This is a genomic window from Anoxybacillus sp. UARK-01, assembly GCF_002075365.1.
Classification (GTDB): domain Bacteria; phylum Bacillota; class Bacilli; order Bacillales; family Anoxybacillaceae; genus Anoxybacteroides; species Anoxybacteroides rupiense.
The window spans coordinates 98,836-115,041 of sequence record NZ_NASY01000041.1; the positions used below are offsets into that span (position 1 = coordinate 98,836).

The 16,206-nt window shown below is 46.1% G+C and carries 17 protein-coding genes and 1 riboswitch; of the genes, 14 read left to right on the forward strand and 3 right to left on the reverse strand.

Features of this window, described 5'->3' with window-relative positions:
• Positions 1–6: 6 nt before the first annotated feature.
• From B6A27_RS09225 to B6A27_RS09290, 14 genes are all read left to right on the forward strand, one after another.
• The gene (locus tag B6A27_RS09225; protein WP_080861838.1) at positions 7–834 is read left to right on the forward strand and encodes a sirohydrochlorin chelatase; all 828 of its coding nucleotides are present in this window, start codon (positions 7–9) and stop codon (positions 832–834) included.
• A gap of 11 nt (positions 835–845) precedes the next feature.
• Positions 846–1,616 carry a precorrin-6A reductase gene (cobK, locus tag B6A27_RS09230; RefSeq protein ID WP_080861840.1) on the forward strand — a complete coding sequence of 257 codons (771 nt, stop codon included), beginning with the start codon at positions 846–848 and terminating at the stop codon, positions 1,614–1,616.
• Between the two features lie 18 nt (positions 1,617–1,634).
• A complete protein-coding gene (locus B6A27_RS09235) occupies positions 1,635–2,276 on the forward strand; it encodes a precorrin-8X methylmutase (RefSeq protein WP_080861843.1) in 642 nt (213 codons plus the stop codon).
• A 9-nt stretch (positions 2,277–2,285) separates the two neighbouring features.
• Positions 2,286–3,380: a cobalt-precorrin-5B (C(1))-methyltransferase gene (locus B6A27_RS09240; protein WP_080861846.1), complete on the forward strand. Its 1,095-nt coding sequence runs from the start codon at positions 2,286–2,288 to the stop codon at positions 3,378–3,380.
• Positions 3,367–4,575, forward strand: coding sequence for a bifunctional cobalt-precorrin-7 (C(5))-methyltransferase/cobalt-precorrin-6B (C(15))-methyltransferase (locus B6A27_RS09245; protein WP_066149198.1), 1,209 nt, complete (start codon positions 3,367–3,369; stop codon positions 4,573–4,575). Before B6A27_RS09240 ends, B6A27_RS09245 begins: the two co-directional genes overlap by 14 nt.
• A complete protein-coding gene (gene cobI, locus B6A27_RS09250; RefSeq protein WP_080861849.1) occupies positions 4,572–5,273 on the forward strand; it encodes a precorrin-2 C(20)-methyltransferase in 702 nt (233 codons plus the stop codon). Before B6A27_RS09245 ends, cobI begins: the two co-directional genes overlap by 4 nt.
• Positions 5,270–6,040 (forward strand): precorrin-4 C(11)-methyltransferase, encoded by a 771-nt coding sequence (cobM, locus tag B6A27_RS09255; protein ID WP_066149202.1) that lies wholly within the window; start codon positions 5,270–5,272, stop codon positions 6,038–6,040. The genes cobI and cobM overlap by 4 nt, the downstream gene beginning before the upstream one ends.
• 1 nt (position 6,041) lies before the next feature.
• Positions 6,042–7,139, forward strand: a complete 1,098-nt coding sequence (locus tag B6A27_RS09260; protein WP_080861854.1) for a cobalt-precorrin 5A hydrolase — start codon at positions 6,042–6,044, stop codon at positions 7,137–7,139.
• On the forward strand, positions 7,124–8,482 hold the full coding sequence (locus B6A27_RS09265) for a cobyrinic acid a,c-diamide synthase CobB (RefSeq protein WP_080861857.1): 1,359 nt from the start codon (positions 7,124–7,126) through the stop codon (positions 8,480–8,482). Before B6A27_RS09260 ends, B6A27_RS09265 begins: the two co-directional genes overlap by 16 nt.
• Positions 8,475–9,980: a cobyric acid synthase gene (locus tag B6A27_RS09270; RefSeq protein WP_080861860.1), complete on the forward strand. Its 1,506-nt coding sequence runs from the start codon at positions 8,475–8,477 to the stop codon at positions 9,978–9,980. Before B6A27_RS09265 ends, B6A27_RS09270 begins: the two co-directional genes overlap by 8 nt.
• A gap of 5 nt (positions 9,981–9,985) precedes the next feature.
• Positions 9,986–11,023: a nicotinate-nucleotide--dimethylbenzimidazole phosphoribosyltransferase gene (gene cobT, locus B6A27_RS09275; RefSeq protein WP_080861863.1), complete on the forward strand. Its 1,038-nt coding sequence runs from the start codon at positions 9,986–9,988 to the stop codon at positions 11,021–11,023.
• Positions 11,020–11,796 carry a uroporphyrinogen-III C-methyltransferase gene (cobA, locus tag B6A27_RS09280; protein WP_080861865.1) on the forward strand — a complete coding sequence of 259 codons (777 nt, stop codon included), beginning with the start codon at positions 11,020–11,022 and terminating at the stop codon, positions 11,794–11,796. The genes cobT and cobA overlap by 4 nt, the downstream gene beginning before the upstream one ends.
• Positions 11,783–12,322 (forward strand): cob(I)yrinic acid a,c-diamide adenosyltransferase, encoded by a 540-nt coding sequence (gene cobO / locus B6A27_RS09285; protein WP_066149213.1) that lies wholly within the window; start codon positions 11,783–11,785, stop codon positions 12,320–12,322. Before cobA ends, cobO begins: the two co-directional genes overlap by 14 nt.
• A 175-nt stretch (positions 12,323–12,497) precedes the next feature.
• Positions 12,498–13,178, forward strand: coding sequence for a class I SAM-dependent methyltransferase (locus B6A27_RS09290; protein WP_080861867.1), 681 nt, complete (start codon positions 12,498–12,500; stop codon positions 13,176–13,178).
• Between the two features lie 584 nt (positions 13,179–13,762).
• Here the strand turns inward: B6A27_RS09290 and crcB (B6A27_RS09295) are convergent.
• The 3 genes from crcB (B6A27_RS09295) to metA form a co-directional block, all read right to left on the reverse strand.
• Positions 13,763–14,125 (reverse strand): fluoride efflux transporter CrcB, encoded by a 363-nt coding sequence (gene crcB, locus B6A27_RS09295; protein ID WP_044743462.1) that lies wholly within the window; start codon positions 14,123–14,125, stop codon positions 13,763–13,765.
• Positions 14,125–14,541, reverse strand: a complete 417-nt coding sequence (crcB, locus tag B6A27_RS09300; RefSeq protein WP_044743507.1) for a fluoride efflux transporter CrcB — start codon at positions 14,539–14,541, stop codon at positions 14,125–14,127. Before crcB (B6A27_RS09300) ends, crcB (B6A27_RS09295) begins: the two co-directional genes overlap by 1 nt.
• A 52-nt stretch (positions 14,542–14,593) precedes the next feature.
• Positions 14,594–14,653: riboswitch (Fluoride riboswitch) on the reverse strand.
• Positions 14,654–15,162: 509 nt separating this feature from the next.
• Positions 15,163–16,071 carry a homoserine O-acetyltransferase MetA gene (metA, locus tag B6A27_RS09305; RefSeq protein WP_080861874.1) on the reverse strand — a complete coding sequence of 303 codons (909 nt, stop codon included), beginning with the start codon at positions 16,069–16,071 and terminating at the stop codon, positions 15,163–15,165.
• Positions 16,072–16,206 lie beyond the last annotated feature (135 nt).

Genomic DNA, 16,206 nt, shown 5'->3' on the forward strand with positions numbered 1-16,206 from the left:
AAAAGAGTGAAGGCGATTTTATTTGTAGGACACGGAAGCCGGGATCCGGAAGGGAACGAACAAGTCATCCAATTTGTGGAGCGTTTGCGTCCGCAAGTGGATGCTCGCTATCATATTGAAACATGTTTTTTAGAGTTTGGCTTGCCGACGATGTTGGAAGGAATGAAACGCTGTGTTGAAGAAGGAGCAGATGAAGTGATCGTCATTCCGATTATTTTGCTTGCGGCTGGCCACTCCAAGCTACATGTTCCAGCTGCAATCGATGAAGCGAAACAGCAATATCCGCATGTCACCTTTATATATGGTAGACCGATTGGCATTCATGAGCAAACATTTACTATTTTAAAAGAAAGATTGCAAGAAATTGGTGAAAATGTGGAAGCTCCTGATCCTGATACCGCTATTTTGCTGCTTGGACGTGGGGGCAGCGATCCTGATGCCAATAGCGATTTATATAAAATCGCACGGCTGTTTTGGGAACGAACGAACTACTCGCTCGTTGAGCCGGCGTTTATGGGGGTCACAGCTCCGCTTTTAGAGGAAGGGGTGGAACGCTGTATAAAACTTGGTGCGAAAAAGGTTGTTATTTTGCCGTATTTTCTATTTACCGGCGTTCTTATCAAAAGGCTTGAAGCCAAAGTTTCCGAGTTTAGCGGTCGTTATCCGCAAATACAGTTTGCTTTAGCTGGGTATTTCGGGTTTCACCCAAAGCTGCAAACGATTGTGCTTGATCGCTTAGAGGAAGCCCTTGGACAAACGGTGAAGATGAATTGCGATTTATGCCAATATCGCTTGCATATGGCCGATCACCATCACCACCACCATCATCATTAAGGAGAGATGCTATGATTATTGTTTTAGCAGGTACAAGCGATGCGCGGGAATTGGCGCTTGAAATTCAGCAAGCGGGCTATCGTGTGATGGCGACTGTCGTCACAGAGCACGCAGCCGAGCAATTGGAAAGCGCAGGGATTTCAGTTCACCTCGGCCGTTTAACATCCGCTCAATTGACGGAGCTCGTTTATACAAAAGAAGCTCAAGCCATTGTTGATGCCAGTCATCCATTTGCTGAAGAAGCTTCGAAAAATGCAATAAAAGCGGCTCAGGATGCTAACGTTCCCTATATTCGTTATGAACGAAAATCTGTTCCGGTGGCGTATGAACGCGTCACATTCGTTGATACCTATGAGGAAGCCGCTCATTTAGCGGCAATAAAAAAAGGGGTTATTATGCTGACGACTGGGAGCAAAACGCTGCCTATCTTTGCGGACAAGCTGCTTGGTTTGCCGGATGTGCGTGTGATTGCTCGCATGCTTCCGCGCAAGGATAATATGGAAAAGTGCGAAAAGCTGCAATTTCCTCAAGAAAATATTGTAGCGATGCAAGGACCGTTTACGAAAGAATTAGATCTCGCGCTTTTTAAACATTTTGGCGTCACACTTTTGATTACAAAGGAAAGCGGCAAAGTGGGATTTGTCGATGAAAAAATCTCCGCTGCTGAAGAAATGGGAATTGAAACGATTGTCATTCGCAGACCATCGATTCAGTATGGCACGGTCTATTCCGAATTTTCCGACGTCCTTGCTGCGCTGAAGGAATCCTTACCACGATTATAAATGAAAGGAGTTTTGCCAATGGACTTTCGTACAGAATTTCGTCCTGTGACGATTCAACCGCAGCAAATTGAAGAACGCAGTTTTCAAATCATTGATGAAGAGATGGGAGAGCACCCTTTTACGGAACAGCAATATCCAATTGTTCAACGTGTCATTCATGCATCAGCTGATTTTGAATTGGGAAAAAGCCTGCTGTTTCATCCACATGCGATCAGCGCAGGTATTCAAGCGATTCGTGAAGGGAAAAAAGTAGTCGCTGACGTCCAAATGGTGCAAGTTGGCGTGAATAAAGCAAGAATTGAAAAATATGGCGGAAGTGTGCACGTCTACATTTCTGATCCTGATGTGATAGAAGAAGCGAAGCGATTGAATACGACAAGAGCGATCGTGGCTATGCGGAAAGCGGTCAAAGAAGCCGATGGGGGCATTTTTGCGATTGGAAATGCACCAACGGCATTGCTTGAACTGATTCGCCTCATTAAAGAAGGAGAAGCGCGGCCGGGATTAGTGATTGGCTTGCCTGTCGGATTCGTATCGGCTGCCGAGTCGAAAGAGGAGCTTGCAAAGTTAGATGTTCCGTTTATTACGAATATCGGACGAAAAGGAGGCAGCACAGTCACGGTAGCGGCGCTGAATGCACTTTCGATTTTAGCTGAGTGAGGGTAGAAGATGGGAGAAACGAAATTGCGTGAAGGATATACGACAGGCGCTTGTGCCACTGCGGCGACCAAAGCAGCGCTGACCGCTCTCATTACGGGCATTCCGCAAACGGAGACGACGATCTATTTGCCTGTAGGGCGATGGGTCACTTTTGCAGTGGAACGGTGCGAAATTGTTGACAATAGGGCAACAGCCGCTGTCATCAAGGATGGCGGAGATGATCCGGATGCTACGCATGGAGCGGAAATTGTTTCGACCGTTTCCTGGATGGAAGATCATCGAATTGAACTAGATGGAGGAGAAGGGGTAGGACGGGTAACGAAGCCGGGGTTGCCCGTCTCTGTCGGAGAGGCAGCTATCAATCCAGTGCCGCGCAAAATGATTATCGAGGCCGCGCGAGATGTCCTTCAGCAATACGGAAGGGTTGGTGGCATACGTATCGTGATTTCTGTTCCAAAAGGAGAAGAAATCGCGAAAAAAACGTTAAATGCCCGGCTTGGCATTATCGGTGGCATTTCTATTTTAGGAACGCGCGGCATCGTTGTCCCTTTTTCAACATCTGCTTATCGAGCAAGTATTGTTCGGGCGATTCAAGTAGCCAAAGCGACGGGTTGTCATCATGTCGTCATAACGACAGGAGGAAGAAGCGAAAAGTATGCGATGAAGCAATATCCTCATCTGCCAGAGGAAGCGTTTATTGAGATGGGGGATTTTGTTGGATTTACGCTTAAGCAATGTAAAAGGCAAGGAATCAAAACGGTATCGATGGTTGGAATGATGGGGAAGTTTTCGAAAATTGCTCAAGGAGTCATGATGGTCCATTCAAAAAGCGCTCCTGTTGATTTTCATTTCTTAGCATCGATTGCTCAAGCGTCGGGGGCTTCTCCTGAACTTGTTCGTTCCATTCAGGAAGCCAATACCGCCTCACAAGTCGGCGATCTGATGTATGAAGCAGCACACATGTCATTTTTTGAAAAACTATGTGAGCATTGCTGCGCTTCTGCTTTAAGAGAAGTTGGCGGCGGTCTTGTGGTGGAAACCTCTCTTTATACGATGAGCGGACAATTTTTAGGAAAGGCGGTGCAAGCGGATGCAACCGATTAAACTGATCGGTATTGGCGCAGACGGAAAACAAAGTCTGCCGTCCTTGTATGCACAATGGATCGAAAATAGTGAACGATTGGTCGGGGGAGAACGCCATTTATCGTTTTTTTCCGATTATCGAGGGGAAAAGCTGGTGATCAAAAACGGTCTCTCTGCTCTTGTCGAACGGCTGCGCACGGAAGAAAAGCGCACCGTGATTTTAGCATCGGGCGATCCGCTTTTTTATGGGATCGGTAGCTACTTATCTCGCAAGCTTCCAATTGAAGTGTATCCATCTGTCAGCTCGCTACAGTGGGCATTTGCGAAGATGGGAGAGAGCTGGCAGGATGCATATGTTGTCAGCGTGCATGGTCGAAGCATGAAAGGACTGGCGCAACGAATTGACGGGCGCGATAAAGTAGCGATTTTAACGGATGCAGAGCATTCACCGAACGAGATTGCTAGTTACCTGCTTTCATATGGAATGACAGAATATCGCGCATTTGTAGGGGAAAATCTCGGCAGCGATGAGGAGCGGTGCCGCTTTTTTGAATTGGAAGAGATGGCACAAACCGAATTTCATCCTTTAAATATTGTTATTTTGCAAAAAAAAGAAGCCGGACCTATTTGGCCTTTTGGAATCGATGATGAAGCCTTTTTGCAGCGCAAACCAGAAAAAGGGCTAATTACAAAAAAAGAGATTCGGATTTTAAGCGTTAGTGCCCTTCAGCTGCGGGAAACGAGCGTTGTTTGGGATATCGGAACCTGCACGGGCTCTGTAGCGATTGAAGCGGCGAAAATCGCACGCGAGGGAGCGATATTTGCGATTGAAAAAAATGAATATGATATCGATATTTGCCAGCAGAATATGCGGAAATTCCGCACGGATTTCACCCTTGTTCACGGCCGTGCGCCGGATCATCTCAATGAATTTCCCGATCCCGATGCGATTTTTATCGGCGGTACATCTGGGGAAATGGACCGGCTGCTTGATGTTTGCTGCGAGAGGCTTAAGCCAAACGGACGTATCGTGATCAACGCGGTGACGATCGAAACATTGCACGAAGCGGCGGAAGGGCTAAAACAGCGGGGATTTCAGGCTGATATCACATTGGCGCAATTATCAAGAAGCAAACCGATTTTGCAGCTGACCCGCTTTGATGCTCTAAACCCTATTTATATTATTTCTGCTTATAGGAAGGAAGAAGAACAATGATCGGAATGCTGTACGGTGTCGGGGTGGGCCCGGGAGATCCAGAGCTATTGACAGTCAAGGCGTTTCGCTGTTTAAAAGAAGCGGATGTGATCGCCTATCCGAAAAAGCAGCGCGGCAGTAAAAGCTATGCTCAGCAAATTATTGAAGCTTATTTTTCCCCAAGCGAAAAAGAAATGCTTGGTCTCGTGTTTCCCATGACAAAGGATTCCTCCGTTTTACAGGAAAAATGGAAGGAAATGGTTCAGATTGTGTGGGAGTATCTTGCTGCTGGAAAAAATGTTGCGTTTGTCACTGAAGGCGATCCATTTTTATATAGCACATTTATTCATTTTATGAGAACGATGCAAACGAACTATCCGGATGTGCGTATCGAAGTGATCCCGGGCATCTCATCTGTCAATGCGGCTGCCGCCCGTTTGCAGTTGCCTTTGGCTGATGGCGATGAGCATGTCGCCATTATTCCAGCACGCGATGATTATGAGGAGATGAAAAAAGCGATTGAAACCCACGATTGTGTCGTATTTATTAAAGTCGCCAAAGTCATTCCTATGATGCTGCGGCTGTTGCGGGAGCTTGATTTAGTACAAAAAGCCGCGGTGGTGACAAAGGTGACATCAAACGAAGAAGTGATTTGGGATATTGAGCAGCTCGAAGGAGTAGAGCTCGAATACTTAACGTTAATGGTGGTGAAAAAATGAAGCTGTATATTGTCGGTGCCGGACCCGGTGATCCAGAGCTGATTACCGTGAAAGGGCAAAAGCTGCTCCAAGAAGCGGATGCGATTTTTTATACAGATTCGCTTGTGAATGATGCCTTACTTAAGCAAGCTAAACCGGAAGCGGAAATCTTCCACACAGCAGGCATGTACTTAGAACAGATCGTTCAGCTGATGGTGGAGCGCGTCAAAAGCGGCAAAAAAGTGGTGCGCCTCCATACCGGCGATCCGTCGATCTATGGAGCAACGCTTGAACAAATGGTTCAATTAAAAAAAGAAGCGATTGGCGTTGAAATCGTTCCTGGTGTCAGCTCTGTATTTGCAGCAGCGGCTGCTGCTCATGCTGAACTTACCGTTCCCGATTTAACCCAGACCGTGATTTTAACGCGCGCAGAAGGACGCACCCCTGTTCCTGAGAAGGAAAAGCTGGAGGAATTAGCGAAACATCATTGTACGCTAGCGTTATTTTTAAGCGCCACGTTGACGAAAAAGGTAACGAAAGCGCTGCTTGAGGCGGGATGGAGCGAGGAAACGCCAATCGTTGTAGTGTACAAAGCGACATGGCCAGATCAAAAAATTGTCCGTTCAACGGTCGGAACATTAGATGAAGATATGCGTGCCAACGGCATTCGCAAGCACGCGCTGATCTTGGCAGGATGGGCGCTTGATTCGGCAATAGCTGAGCGTTCGTACCGCTCAAAGCTCTATGATCGAACGTTTACGCATGGATATAGGCAGGGGGAGAAATAGCATGTACGCTGTTGTTGCGATTACGAAGCATGGGGTGACTATCGCGCGCCAAATCGGCGAGCAGCTGCCAGGCGCCCGTGTATATTACGCGAGCAAATTTGCCAGAGGCGATGAAGAGGAGAAAGGCATTCATTTATTTGAAGGAAATGTGCGTCTCTTGCTTCCCTCACTGTTTGTTACATACCGTGGGTTGATTCTCATTATTTCGCTTGGCGCGGTTGTGCGGATGATTGCTCCGCTATTAAAGGATAAAAAAACAGATCCGGCCGTTGTTGTCATTGATGATAAAGGGGAGCATGTCATAAGCGTATTATCTGGCCATCTTGGCGGGGCGAACGAATTAACGCGTGAGGTAGCTCAACTTTTGCATGCCCATCCCGTTATCACAACCGCTTCCGATGTTCAAAAAACGATCGCTGTAGATTTATTCGGCCGCTCATTCGGCTGGGCATGGGAGTCGGAAGACAAGCTGACCCCTGTGAGCGCTGCGGTGGTGAATGAGCAGCATGTCGCCATTATCCAAGAATCAGGCGAACGGAATTGGTGGCGATATGATACGCCTTTACCGTCTAATATTCGCGTCTATGCTTCGATTGCAGATGCACTTGCTGCTAAGCCGGATGCGGCCCTTGTTGTTACGCATCGGCTGCTTTCCAAAAATGAAGAAGCGATTTTACAGAATGGCGTGCTATATCGTCCAAAGGTTCTTGTTCTTGGCGTTGGCTGCAATCGTGGCACATCTGCCGAGGAGATTGAAGCGGTCATTATGGAAACGCTCAAGGAGCTGCAATTTTCCTGGAAGAGCGTGAAAGCGATTTGTACAATTGATTTGAAAAAGGACGAACAAGGGCTCCTTAAGGTTGTGCAAAAATACGGTTGGGAGTTTATTTGTTATTCTCCCGCACAGCTTAATCAAGTGGAGATCGAACAACCTTCGGAAACGGTCTTTCGTTATACGGGAGCGTATGGTGTCAGCGAGCCGGCAGCAAAATTGTACAGCGGCGCTGATACGCTTGCGCTTGTGAAGAAAAAATCAGGCAATGTAACGATTTCCGTTGCCTTGCTTCAGGAGGAGAAAAGGCAATGCGCAGAATGGTGATCGCCGGAACGGGAAGCGGTGTCGGCAAAACAACCATTACTATTGGCGTGATGGCGGCGCTAAAAAAGAAAGGATATACGGTTCAGGGATTTAAGTGCGGTCCTGATTATATTGATCCGACCTATCATGCCGCTGTTACCGGCCGTCCATCCTGCAATTTAGACAGCTGGATGGGCGGAGAGGACATTGTGAAAGCGGTCTGCCAAAAAGGGGGGGAAGGAGCAGACATTGCCGTGATTGAAGGTGTCATGGGCTTCTTTGATGGCAAGCAAGCGACTTCGATAGAAGGATCGACGGCCGAAATCAGCTTATTGACAAAAAGCCCGGTGTTGTTAGTGGTGGATTGTTCAGGGATGGCACGCAGTGCAGCTGCTGTTGTCCGCGGCTTTCAGCTGTTGGATGAGCGCGTGCATATTGCTGGAGTCATTGCGAATCGCGTGGGCAGCGAAGGGCATTTTCGATTAGTCAAGGCCGCGATTGAACAAGAATGCGGCATTCCGGTCATTGGATATTTGCAAAAACAAGACGATTTACATATTCCTGAACGGCATTTGGGACTCGTGCCATCCATTGAACGCGGCGAGCTTGACCATTTTTTTGCAAAGCTTGGCGAGCGAATCGCCCAAACGATTGATCTTGATCGGCTGTTGCAATTAGCTCAAGCTCCCGAATTAGAAGTGAAGCCTTCTTTTTTATCCAGTGATGCTGTCTCTTCTGTTCGGATCGCGGTTGCGAAGGATGCTGCCTTTCATTTCTATTATCCAGAAAACCTTGAGATGCTGGAAGCATATGGCGCGAAGCTTATGTTTTTTTCACCGCTGGCTGGAGAAACGGTTCCAGATGATGCAGACGGTTTGTATATCGGCGGGGGATTTCCGGAAGAATTTGCCGAACAGCTATCCAAGCAAGAGCATGTGAAGCAATCAATAAAGCAGGCCATTGAACGCGGAATTCCTACCCTTGCAGAGTGCGGAGGATTTATGTTTTTGACAGAAGGAATTGAAACGACAGACCGCACGTTTTACGAGATGGTCGGTGTCATTCCGGGGAGAGTGCGCATGCAGGAGAAGTTAGCCGCTCTTGGTTATCGTGAAGTAACAGGAGATCATTTTCTGCTTCCGAAAGGGACGGCGGCCAGAGGTCATGAATTTCATTATTCTACTTTTACGCGTTTGGCAGAAAGCGATTTTGCCTATGAAGCAAAAGGATTGCGCGGAGTGAAAAAGGATGGCTATATGCGTGGAAATCTTGTCGCTGGCTATATTCATCTGTATTTTCCATCATGTCCTGATATGGTAAAGCGTTGGCTTCAACAATGCGAAAGGATGAAGCATCATGCCTAAAGCGCTGCCGATTATGTTTCAAGGAACGCATTCCGATGCAGGCAAAAGCATCATTACCACTGCTTTTTGCCGGATTTTTGCCCAGGAGGGATGGAAAACAGCTCCATTTAAATCGCAAAATATGTCGCTCAATTCATATGTCACGTTTGACGGGAAAGAAATTGGCCGCGCACAAGGAGTACAGGCGGAAGCAGCGGGAATTGTGGCAACTACAGATATGAATCCCATCTTAATTAAGCCGAGCCGGGAAAATGAGTCGCAGATCGTGGTCCACGGAAAACCGTATGGAAACATGAAAGCAAGTGCATATCGAAACGAATTTTTTGCGATGGGGCTGCAAGTTGTCGAGCGCTCATTGCGGAAGCTGATGGCTGAATATGATCGAATCGTCATCGAAGGAGCCGGAAGTCCGGCTGAAATTAATTTAAACGATCGTGAGCTTGTCAATATGCGTATTGCTCGCATGGCGAACGCTCCTGTCATTTTGATTGGCGATATTGAGCGGGGCGGCGTGTTTGCAAGTTTAGTAGGAACGTTGCAGCTTTTAGAAGAAGCCGACCGCAAACGAGTGATCGGCGTGATCATTAATAAATTTCGCGGTGATGTGGCGCTTTTGCAGCCCGGATTGGATTGGTTTGAAGCCTATACAAATGTGCCGGTGCTCGGCGTCGTTCCGTACATGCCGGATTTACCTATTGATGCAGAAGATTCTGTTAAGCTGGCGGAGTTTTCTAGATACAAAAATGCTCAAAAAGAGATTGATATTGTCGTTGTTCAATATCCCCGCATCTCGAATTTTACCGATATCGATCCATTTTTCAGCGAGCCGGATTGTCATGTTCGTTTTGCTACAAAAGCAAGAGAAATTGGTCAGCCGGATCTATTGATTTTGCCGGGAAGCAAAAATACGATGGAAGATTTGCTGTATATAAAAGAAAGTGGAATCGCAGACGAAATCAATCGTCTTTATGAACAAGGAAATACCGCCATCATCGGAATTTGCGGCGGCTATCAAATGCTTGGCCGGCATATTCGCGATCCATTCGGCGTGGAGACAACCGTGAAGCAGCTGAAAGGACTATGCTTTCTTCCGATCGATACGACCTTGGAGAAAGAAAAAACAACCGTGCTTTCAGAGGGTGTGTTGACGCTTGGCAATGAGCGCTTCCAAGTACGCGGATATGAAATTCATATGGGACATTCAACGCCTTGTGACGGCTATCTTTCGCTGATTGCTATGGGAGCCCATACAGACGGATGCAAGACAGAGGATGAACGGGTATGGGGGACCTATTTTCATGATATTTTTCATAACGATTCCTTTCGCGCCCATTTATTAAATCACATCCGGCACAGCAAAGGGCTTCCGCCTTTATATGACCGTCCTTCGTATCGAGCGATGCGCGAGCAGGCCTTTGATCGGTTAGCGGATTGTGTCAAGCGCCATGTCCGAATCGAGACAATTGAACAAAAAATGAAGGAGTTTCAAAGGAGGTAACCCCATTGTTTGATATTCCAGCATTAGATGAACAAGCGGCACAAAAGGTAGAAGCCCATGTCACCCAGCTTACCAAACCGCCTGGCAGCCTTGGACGTTTAGAACAGCTTGTCATTGAGCTTGCCAAAATGACAGGGTCTCATGTTCCGCAGGTGACCCCGCCTGGTGTGCTTCTGTTTGCTGCCGACCACGGAGTGGCCAAAACAGGTGTTTCTGCGTTTCCGCAAGAAGTAACGGCGCAAATGGTGCTGAATTTCGTGCGCGGCGGGGCGGCGATCAATGCATTTAGCCAACAAATTGGCGCATTATTTGCTGTCGTGGATGTGGGGGTAGCATCCGATATTCCGGAAGAAGGGGTTATTCGTCAAAAGGTTAAATATGGAACGAATCATTTTTGCGAAAAAGAAGCGATGACGCAGGAAGAGGCAAAGCAAGCATTATTGGTCGGTTATCAGCAAGCTAATGAGATGATTGAACAAGGGATTCGCTGTTTGATCGTCGGGGAAATGGGAATTGCCAATACAACTGTTGCCAGTGCGATTTTAGCGGCATTAAGCGGCCAAAAAGTCGAACAGCTCGTTGGAAAAGGAACGGGTATTTCCGATGATAGGATCGCCCATAAAACGAAAGTCATCGAACAGGCATTGCGGCTTCATCGTCCGGATCCTTCTCAGCCGCTTGAGCTGCTAGCTAAGATTGGCGGCCTCGAAATAGCGGCAATGGCTGGCGCGATGCTGCGCGCGGCGGAAAAGCGTATTCCGATTTTACTTGATGGTTTTATTTGTACAACTGCTGCTCTTCTAGCTAAATTGTTTCATCCCTATGCAGCCGACTATATGATTGCGGGGCATCGCTCGCAAGAACCGGGCCATCATGTGGCATTAACGTTGTTAGGAAAAGAGCCGCTCCTTGATTTAAGCATGCGGCTTGGCGAAGGGAGCGGGGCGGCAGTGGCCTTTCCGTTGCTGCAATTTGCTGTGAATATGTTGAATATGACGACATTTGCAGAAGCGAGTGTATCGCAAGGTGGTGAGCAAACATGAGCAAAGGAAAAGTATATTTAGTAGGAGCGGGACCAGGCGATCCGAAGCTGATGACCGTTTATGGATTGGAATGTATTCAAAAAGCCGATGTCATTATTTATGATCGTCTCGTTAATCAAGATTTGCTCCAATATGCGAAAAACGAGGCGCAATTGATATATGCCGGAAAAGAGCCGGGAAAGCATGACAACATTCAAGAGCAAATTCACCAATGGCTTGTGGAGAAAGCGCTGCAAGGCAAAATGGTGGTCCGCCTAAAAGGAGGCGATCCATTTGTATTTGGACGAGGCGGGGAAGAAGCGGAGGTGCTAGTAAAGCACGGCATCCCGTTTGAAGTAATTCCCGGAATTACCGCAGGCATTGCCGCTGCTGCTTATGCAGGCATTCCGGTCACGTATCGTCATCTGGCGACTTCATTTACCATTGTGACTGGACATGTCCGCAGCAAGCATGGAGCCGATTCCTTAAATTGGAGAGCGTTAGCGGATGGGAGCGACACGATCGCGTTTTACATGGGGATCGGAAATTTGCCTTATATTTGCCAGCAGCTGATCCAACATGGAAAGGATCCTGAAACGAAAGTCGCTATTATTGAATGGGGCACGACGATGCGGCAGCGCACGGTTGTTGGCACGCTACAAAATATTGCTGAAAAAGCGGAAGGAGCGGGCATTTCTCATCCAGCGATCGTTCTTGTCGGAGAAGTGGTAAAGTTGCGGGAAACCATTCAATGGTTTCCTGAATTAGAAGGTGAGATCGTTGACACAAAATAAAGGAAGACTGATTGTGTATACGGGTGATGGAAAAGGAAAAACGACGGCCGCTCTTGGACTGGCGCTGCGAGCGGCGGGAAGAGGGAAAAAAGTAGCCATCATCCAATTTATTAAATCGCCTGAGCGGACATATGGAGAGCATATAATGCTGAAAAAATTAGGGATTGAGATACATGCGATGGGAGCTGGATTTACATGGACGAAAACACCGCAAGAGCATCGTCGAGCATTAGCTGAAGCATGGCGGTTTGCCAAGGAAAAAATCATGTCGGGAAGCTATGATCTGATGATTTTAGATGAACTCAATAATGCGCTGGCGATTCAGCGTTTTCCTATTGATGATATTCTTTCCTTGGACGAGGTAGTCGAGCTGATGAAAATGCGCCCCTCCCATCTTCATCTGGTGGTTACGGGGCGCTCAGCCGCAAAGGAATTAATAGCTCTAGCCGATATTGTAACGAACATGCAAGCGGTGAAGCATGATTATCATGAAGGGATTTCCGCTGTTAAGGGAATCGAGTTTTAACCTAATCCGCCGCGAGTCTCTCACCCTAAGAGTGGAAGTGGGAGAGGGGGGGAGCGAAAAAATAAAGTTTGCTATCATGCTAGTCTAAAGCATGTGGTCCTTCTCAATCATTGAAGATCAATGTATAATCGGTTTACAGCCACTTTTTCACTTAGAGGAGATGGAAGCAGCGAACATGAACATGTTTAAATGGCACGAAGAAGCGAAAAAGCAGTGGGACGAACGGGCCGAATTTTGGAATAAAAGCAGTGAGGACATGTGGGAACGCGGCAGCAGGAAAACGATTTTGCCGTTTCTTGCCTCCTATATCCCCATTGGGAGCGAAATGATTGATTTAGGATGCGGAGACGGATATGGAAGCTGGAAGCTGGCGCAGTCAGGCTACCGAGTGGTAGGCATCGACTTATCGTATGAAATGGTGGAAAAAGCGAGAATAAGAGGAGAAAATGAGCAGCTTCGGTTTATTCAAGGGGATTTGACTCATTTGCCCTTTGATGATGAAGCGTTTTCCGGAGCGATGGCGATTAATTCGCTTGAATGGACGGAAGAACCGTTAAAAGCGTTAAATGAAATGAAACGGGTCATTAAGCGCGGCCACTATTTATGTGTCGGGCTGCTTGGTCCGACAGCAGGCCCTCGAGCCAACAGCTATCAGCGTCTATACGGCAAGTCGGTCATTTGCAATACGATGATGCCATGGGAGTTTGAAAAACTGGCGCAAGAGAATGGCTGGGAACTTGTGGACGGGAAAGGCATGTATAAAAAAGAAGTGGATGAAGAGGCTGTTTCCGGTCTGCCGACAGAGTTAAAACAGGCGCTGACATTTATGTGGCTATTTATGTTGCGCAAACGCTAAAGCGGCGTGAGCCGTTCTTCTGGCACCACGAGTATCTACTATATTATTATTATAAAAAGCCTAAAAGGGTTTGCCTATTAACAAAGGCAAGCCCTTTTAGGCTGCGTCATTGGCCTTATTCATCCGCTCATGAACGTTTCTTGTTCGATTTGCGTCTTTACGCGGCTATGCTCCTTGTTTGTTAAGCCTCTTGAAATTAAAATGGTTGTAGACAACGTCAACATCAACTTTGTCTACAACCTGCTTTTTATTTAACTGGCAATATATTTATCTTCCCACTTATTTCGCCATTTGTTGCGCCGTTCCATCCGCGATCCTTTATATAGGTGCTTATACTTTTTCCAATGACTTTTCCATTGTTTTCTTCGTTCGGCTCTCATCCCTATGTCATCCCTTTCTTTTTTCTGTGCTGAATCGCTTTCTTCTTTATTTCTCTTTTTTTTGTGTCGAACCCTTTAGCTGTTTTTGTCGAGATATAAGAAGTTTTGCTGTGTAGAAGGAATCAGTATAGTACTGTCGACAAGCAACCATTTAAACATTATAACAAATTTTTAATTTAAAGTCTTACATGCAGCCAGCAGACGTCATCGCTGGCCTAATTTCATGCCTAAAAAGGCGAGAAGCATCCCGAATAGATAACTTGCGCCTAAGTATAGAAGGAACATTTTCCGTTTCCGATTCGCATGCAGCTGAATCGCTTCCAATTTAAATGTAGAGAAGGTCGTGAAAGCTCCCATAAACCCAGTGCCTAATAGCAGCTGCCAGCCTTGATTCAGCTCTTTGCCTAAGATGTATCCCAATAGAAAAGCTCCCGCTAAATTGATTACAAAGGTACCCGTTGGAAAAGGGGTGCTTCCACTCCGTTTCAACCAATTGTTTATACTGAATCGGGCAATGGCGCCAAAAAATCCACCGATCGCTACTAATAAAGCAGAATGATTGAGCATTACTTTTTTTCTCCTTCGAAACGATGCTTTTGTGTTGATTTAACAAAAAGGAAATTACCTGTCTGAGCTCCCAGCCAAGACATTGCAAGCCCTCCTGCTAAACTGCTGAAAATATAGCTAAGGGCGATGGCCCATTCGGATTGTTGAAGGAGTCTTACCGATTCCACACTAAATGTGGAGAATGTTGTAAACGAACCGATAAATCCGGTATTAATGGCTGTTATAAGCTCGGAAGGGAGTCTATGCAAACGCGCTAAATACATGGTGATCCAACTGATTGCAAAGCAGCCGATCAGATTGATGGACAATGTGGCAAACGGAAATGGGTGATGCCACCATATATCCACGAACAGCCCCAAATAATAGCGAGACAACGCTCCGATCATGCCAGCGATGCCAACAACAATATAAATCATTTTTTCCACCCCTTCAATAGTTTGGACAAAAAAAGACTCCACCAGTATTTGCATACCGGTAGGAGTCATCAGCTCAAAGGCAATTACGGCGAACTCCATCGCCTCTTCAATTACCTTGGATTATATCAAGGAAGCTCGGCTTCTGTCAATGATCGAAAGGCCTACATAAGGATCTGGCGTTCATTTTGTACGATAAGCGGGATTATGCAGGGGGAATAGACGGAGAGATAAAAAATGGTAAGCAGAATATGCCCCCACCTCCATTCCGTAAGAGGTGGGGAAACTTCCCGGTGGATGATGGTACATTAAAATGAATGATAGGAAAATAAGTGAAAAATATTAATTTGATAAGCCCTTCAATTTAGCCGAATCTAAAGAAAAAGAATCGACTTACTCCCAAATATATGACGTTCTTTGTGAAATTCTATGTAAATATGATATCTAAAAAATAAGCGGGATTGCTCCCGCTTTTTCTGTGACCACATTGACCACGCATTTGACCACGTAATTAGGTGAAAATGAGTTAAATACAATAAAAACAATAAGGGAAGATAGGTGGAAAAAACCTATTAAATCAAGTTTTTTCTTCAATTAGATAAACACGAAGAAAAAAGAATAACATCACTCCCAAATATAAGGCGTTTCTTGATAGACGTAGTAATTGAGCCAGTTGACAAATAACAAATTGGCATGAGCACGCCATGTATTCAACGGCGGTTTGGTCGGATCGTCATTTGGAAAATAAGATTCCGGAATTTGAATAGGCAGGCCTTTAGCGAGATCCCGCTCGTACTCTTCTTGGAGTGTAGTGGCATCGTATTCTGGATGCCCTGTTAGAAAAATGTGTTTGCCATCGTTTGAGGCGACGAGACATACTCCTGCTTTATCGGAGGACGCTAGAATCGTCAACTCTGGAACGGCTTCGATATCTTTGTGCGAAATATCAGTATGGCGCGAATGCGGAACGCGAAATACATCGTCAAACCCGCGTAATAGTTTGATATTTTTTGCTTTGATCGAGTGTTCAAAGACGCCAAAGCATTTTTGCGGCAGCTGATATTTTGGAACGCCATAATGGAAATAAAGCCCCGCTTGCGCTCCCCAGCAAATATGCAAGGTCGAGGTCACATTGGTTGTTGTCCATTCCATAATGTCTCGAAGCTCGCGCCAATAGTCCACCTTTTCAAATGGCAAATGCTCGATAGGAGCTCCGGTAATAATCATTCCATCAAATTTGCGATGTCGAATCGAAGGAAAGGTCGTATAAAATTGTTCGAGATGATGCTTGCTTGTCGTTTTTGCTTCATGTGTTTCCGGATGCAAAAAGGTAATATTCACTTGCAGCGGCGAGTTGCCGAGCAGGCGCAATAGCTGTGTTTCTGTTTTTTCTTTTTGTGGCATTAAATTTAAAATCGCTATATTCAACGGGCGGATATCTTGGGAATAAGCCCGTTCTTCATCCATCACGAAAATGTTTTCTTGCTCTAATATTTCTTTAGCAGGTAGATTTTTGGGAATATTAATAGGCAATCGTCTCATCCTCCATTCCTTATTTTTCTAAATAATTTAATTATAAGAACATTACGAATTTTGTTCAATCAATTTTTTCACATTTCTCTAAATGATAAAATAAATACTAATAGAACAAGCTGTTGAATAGATGGA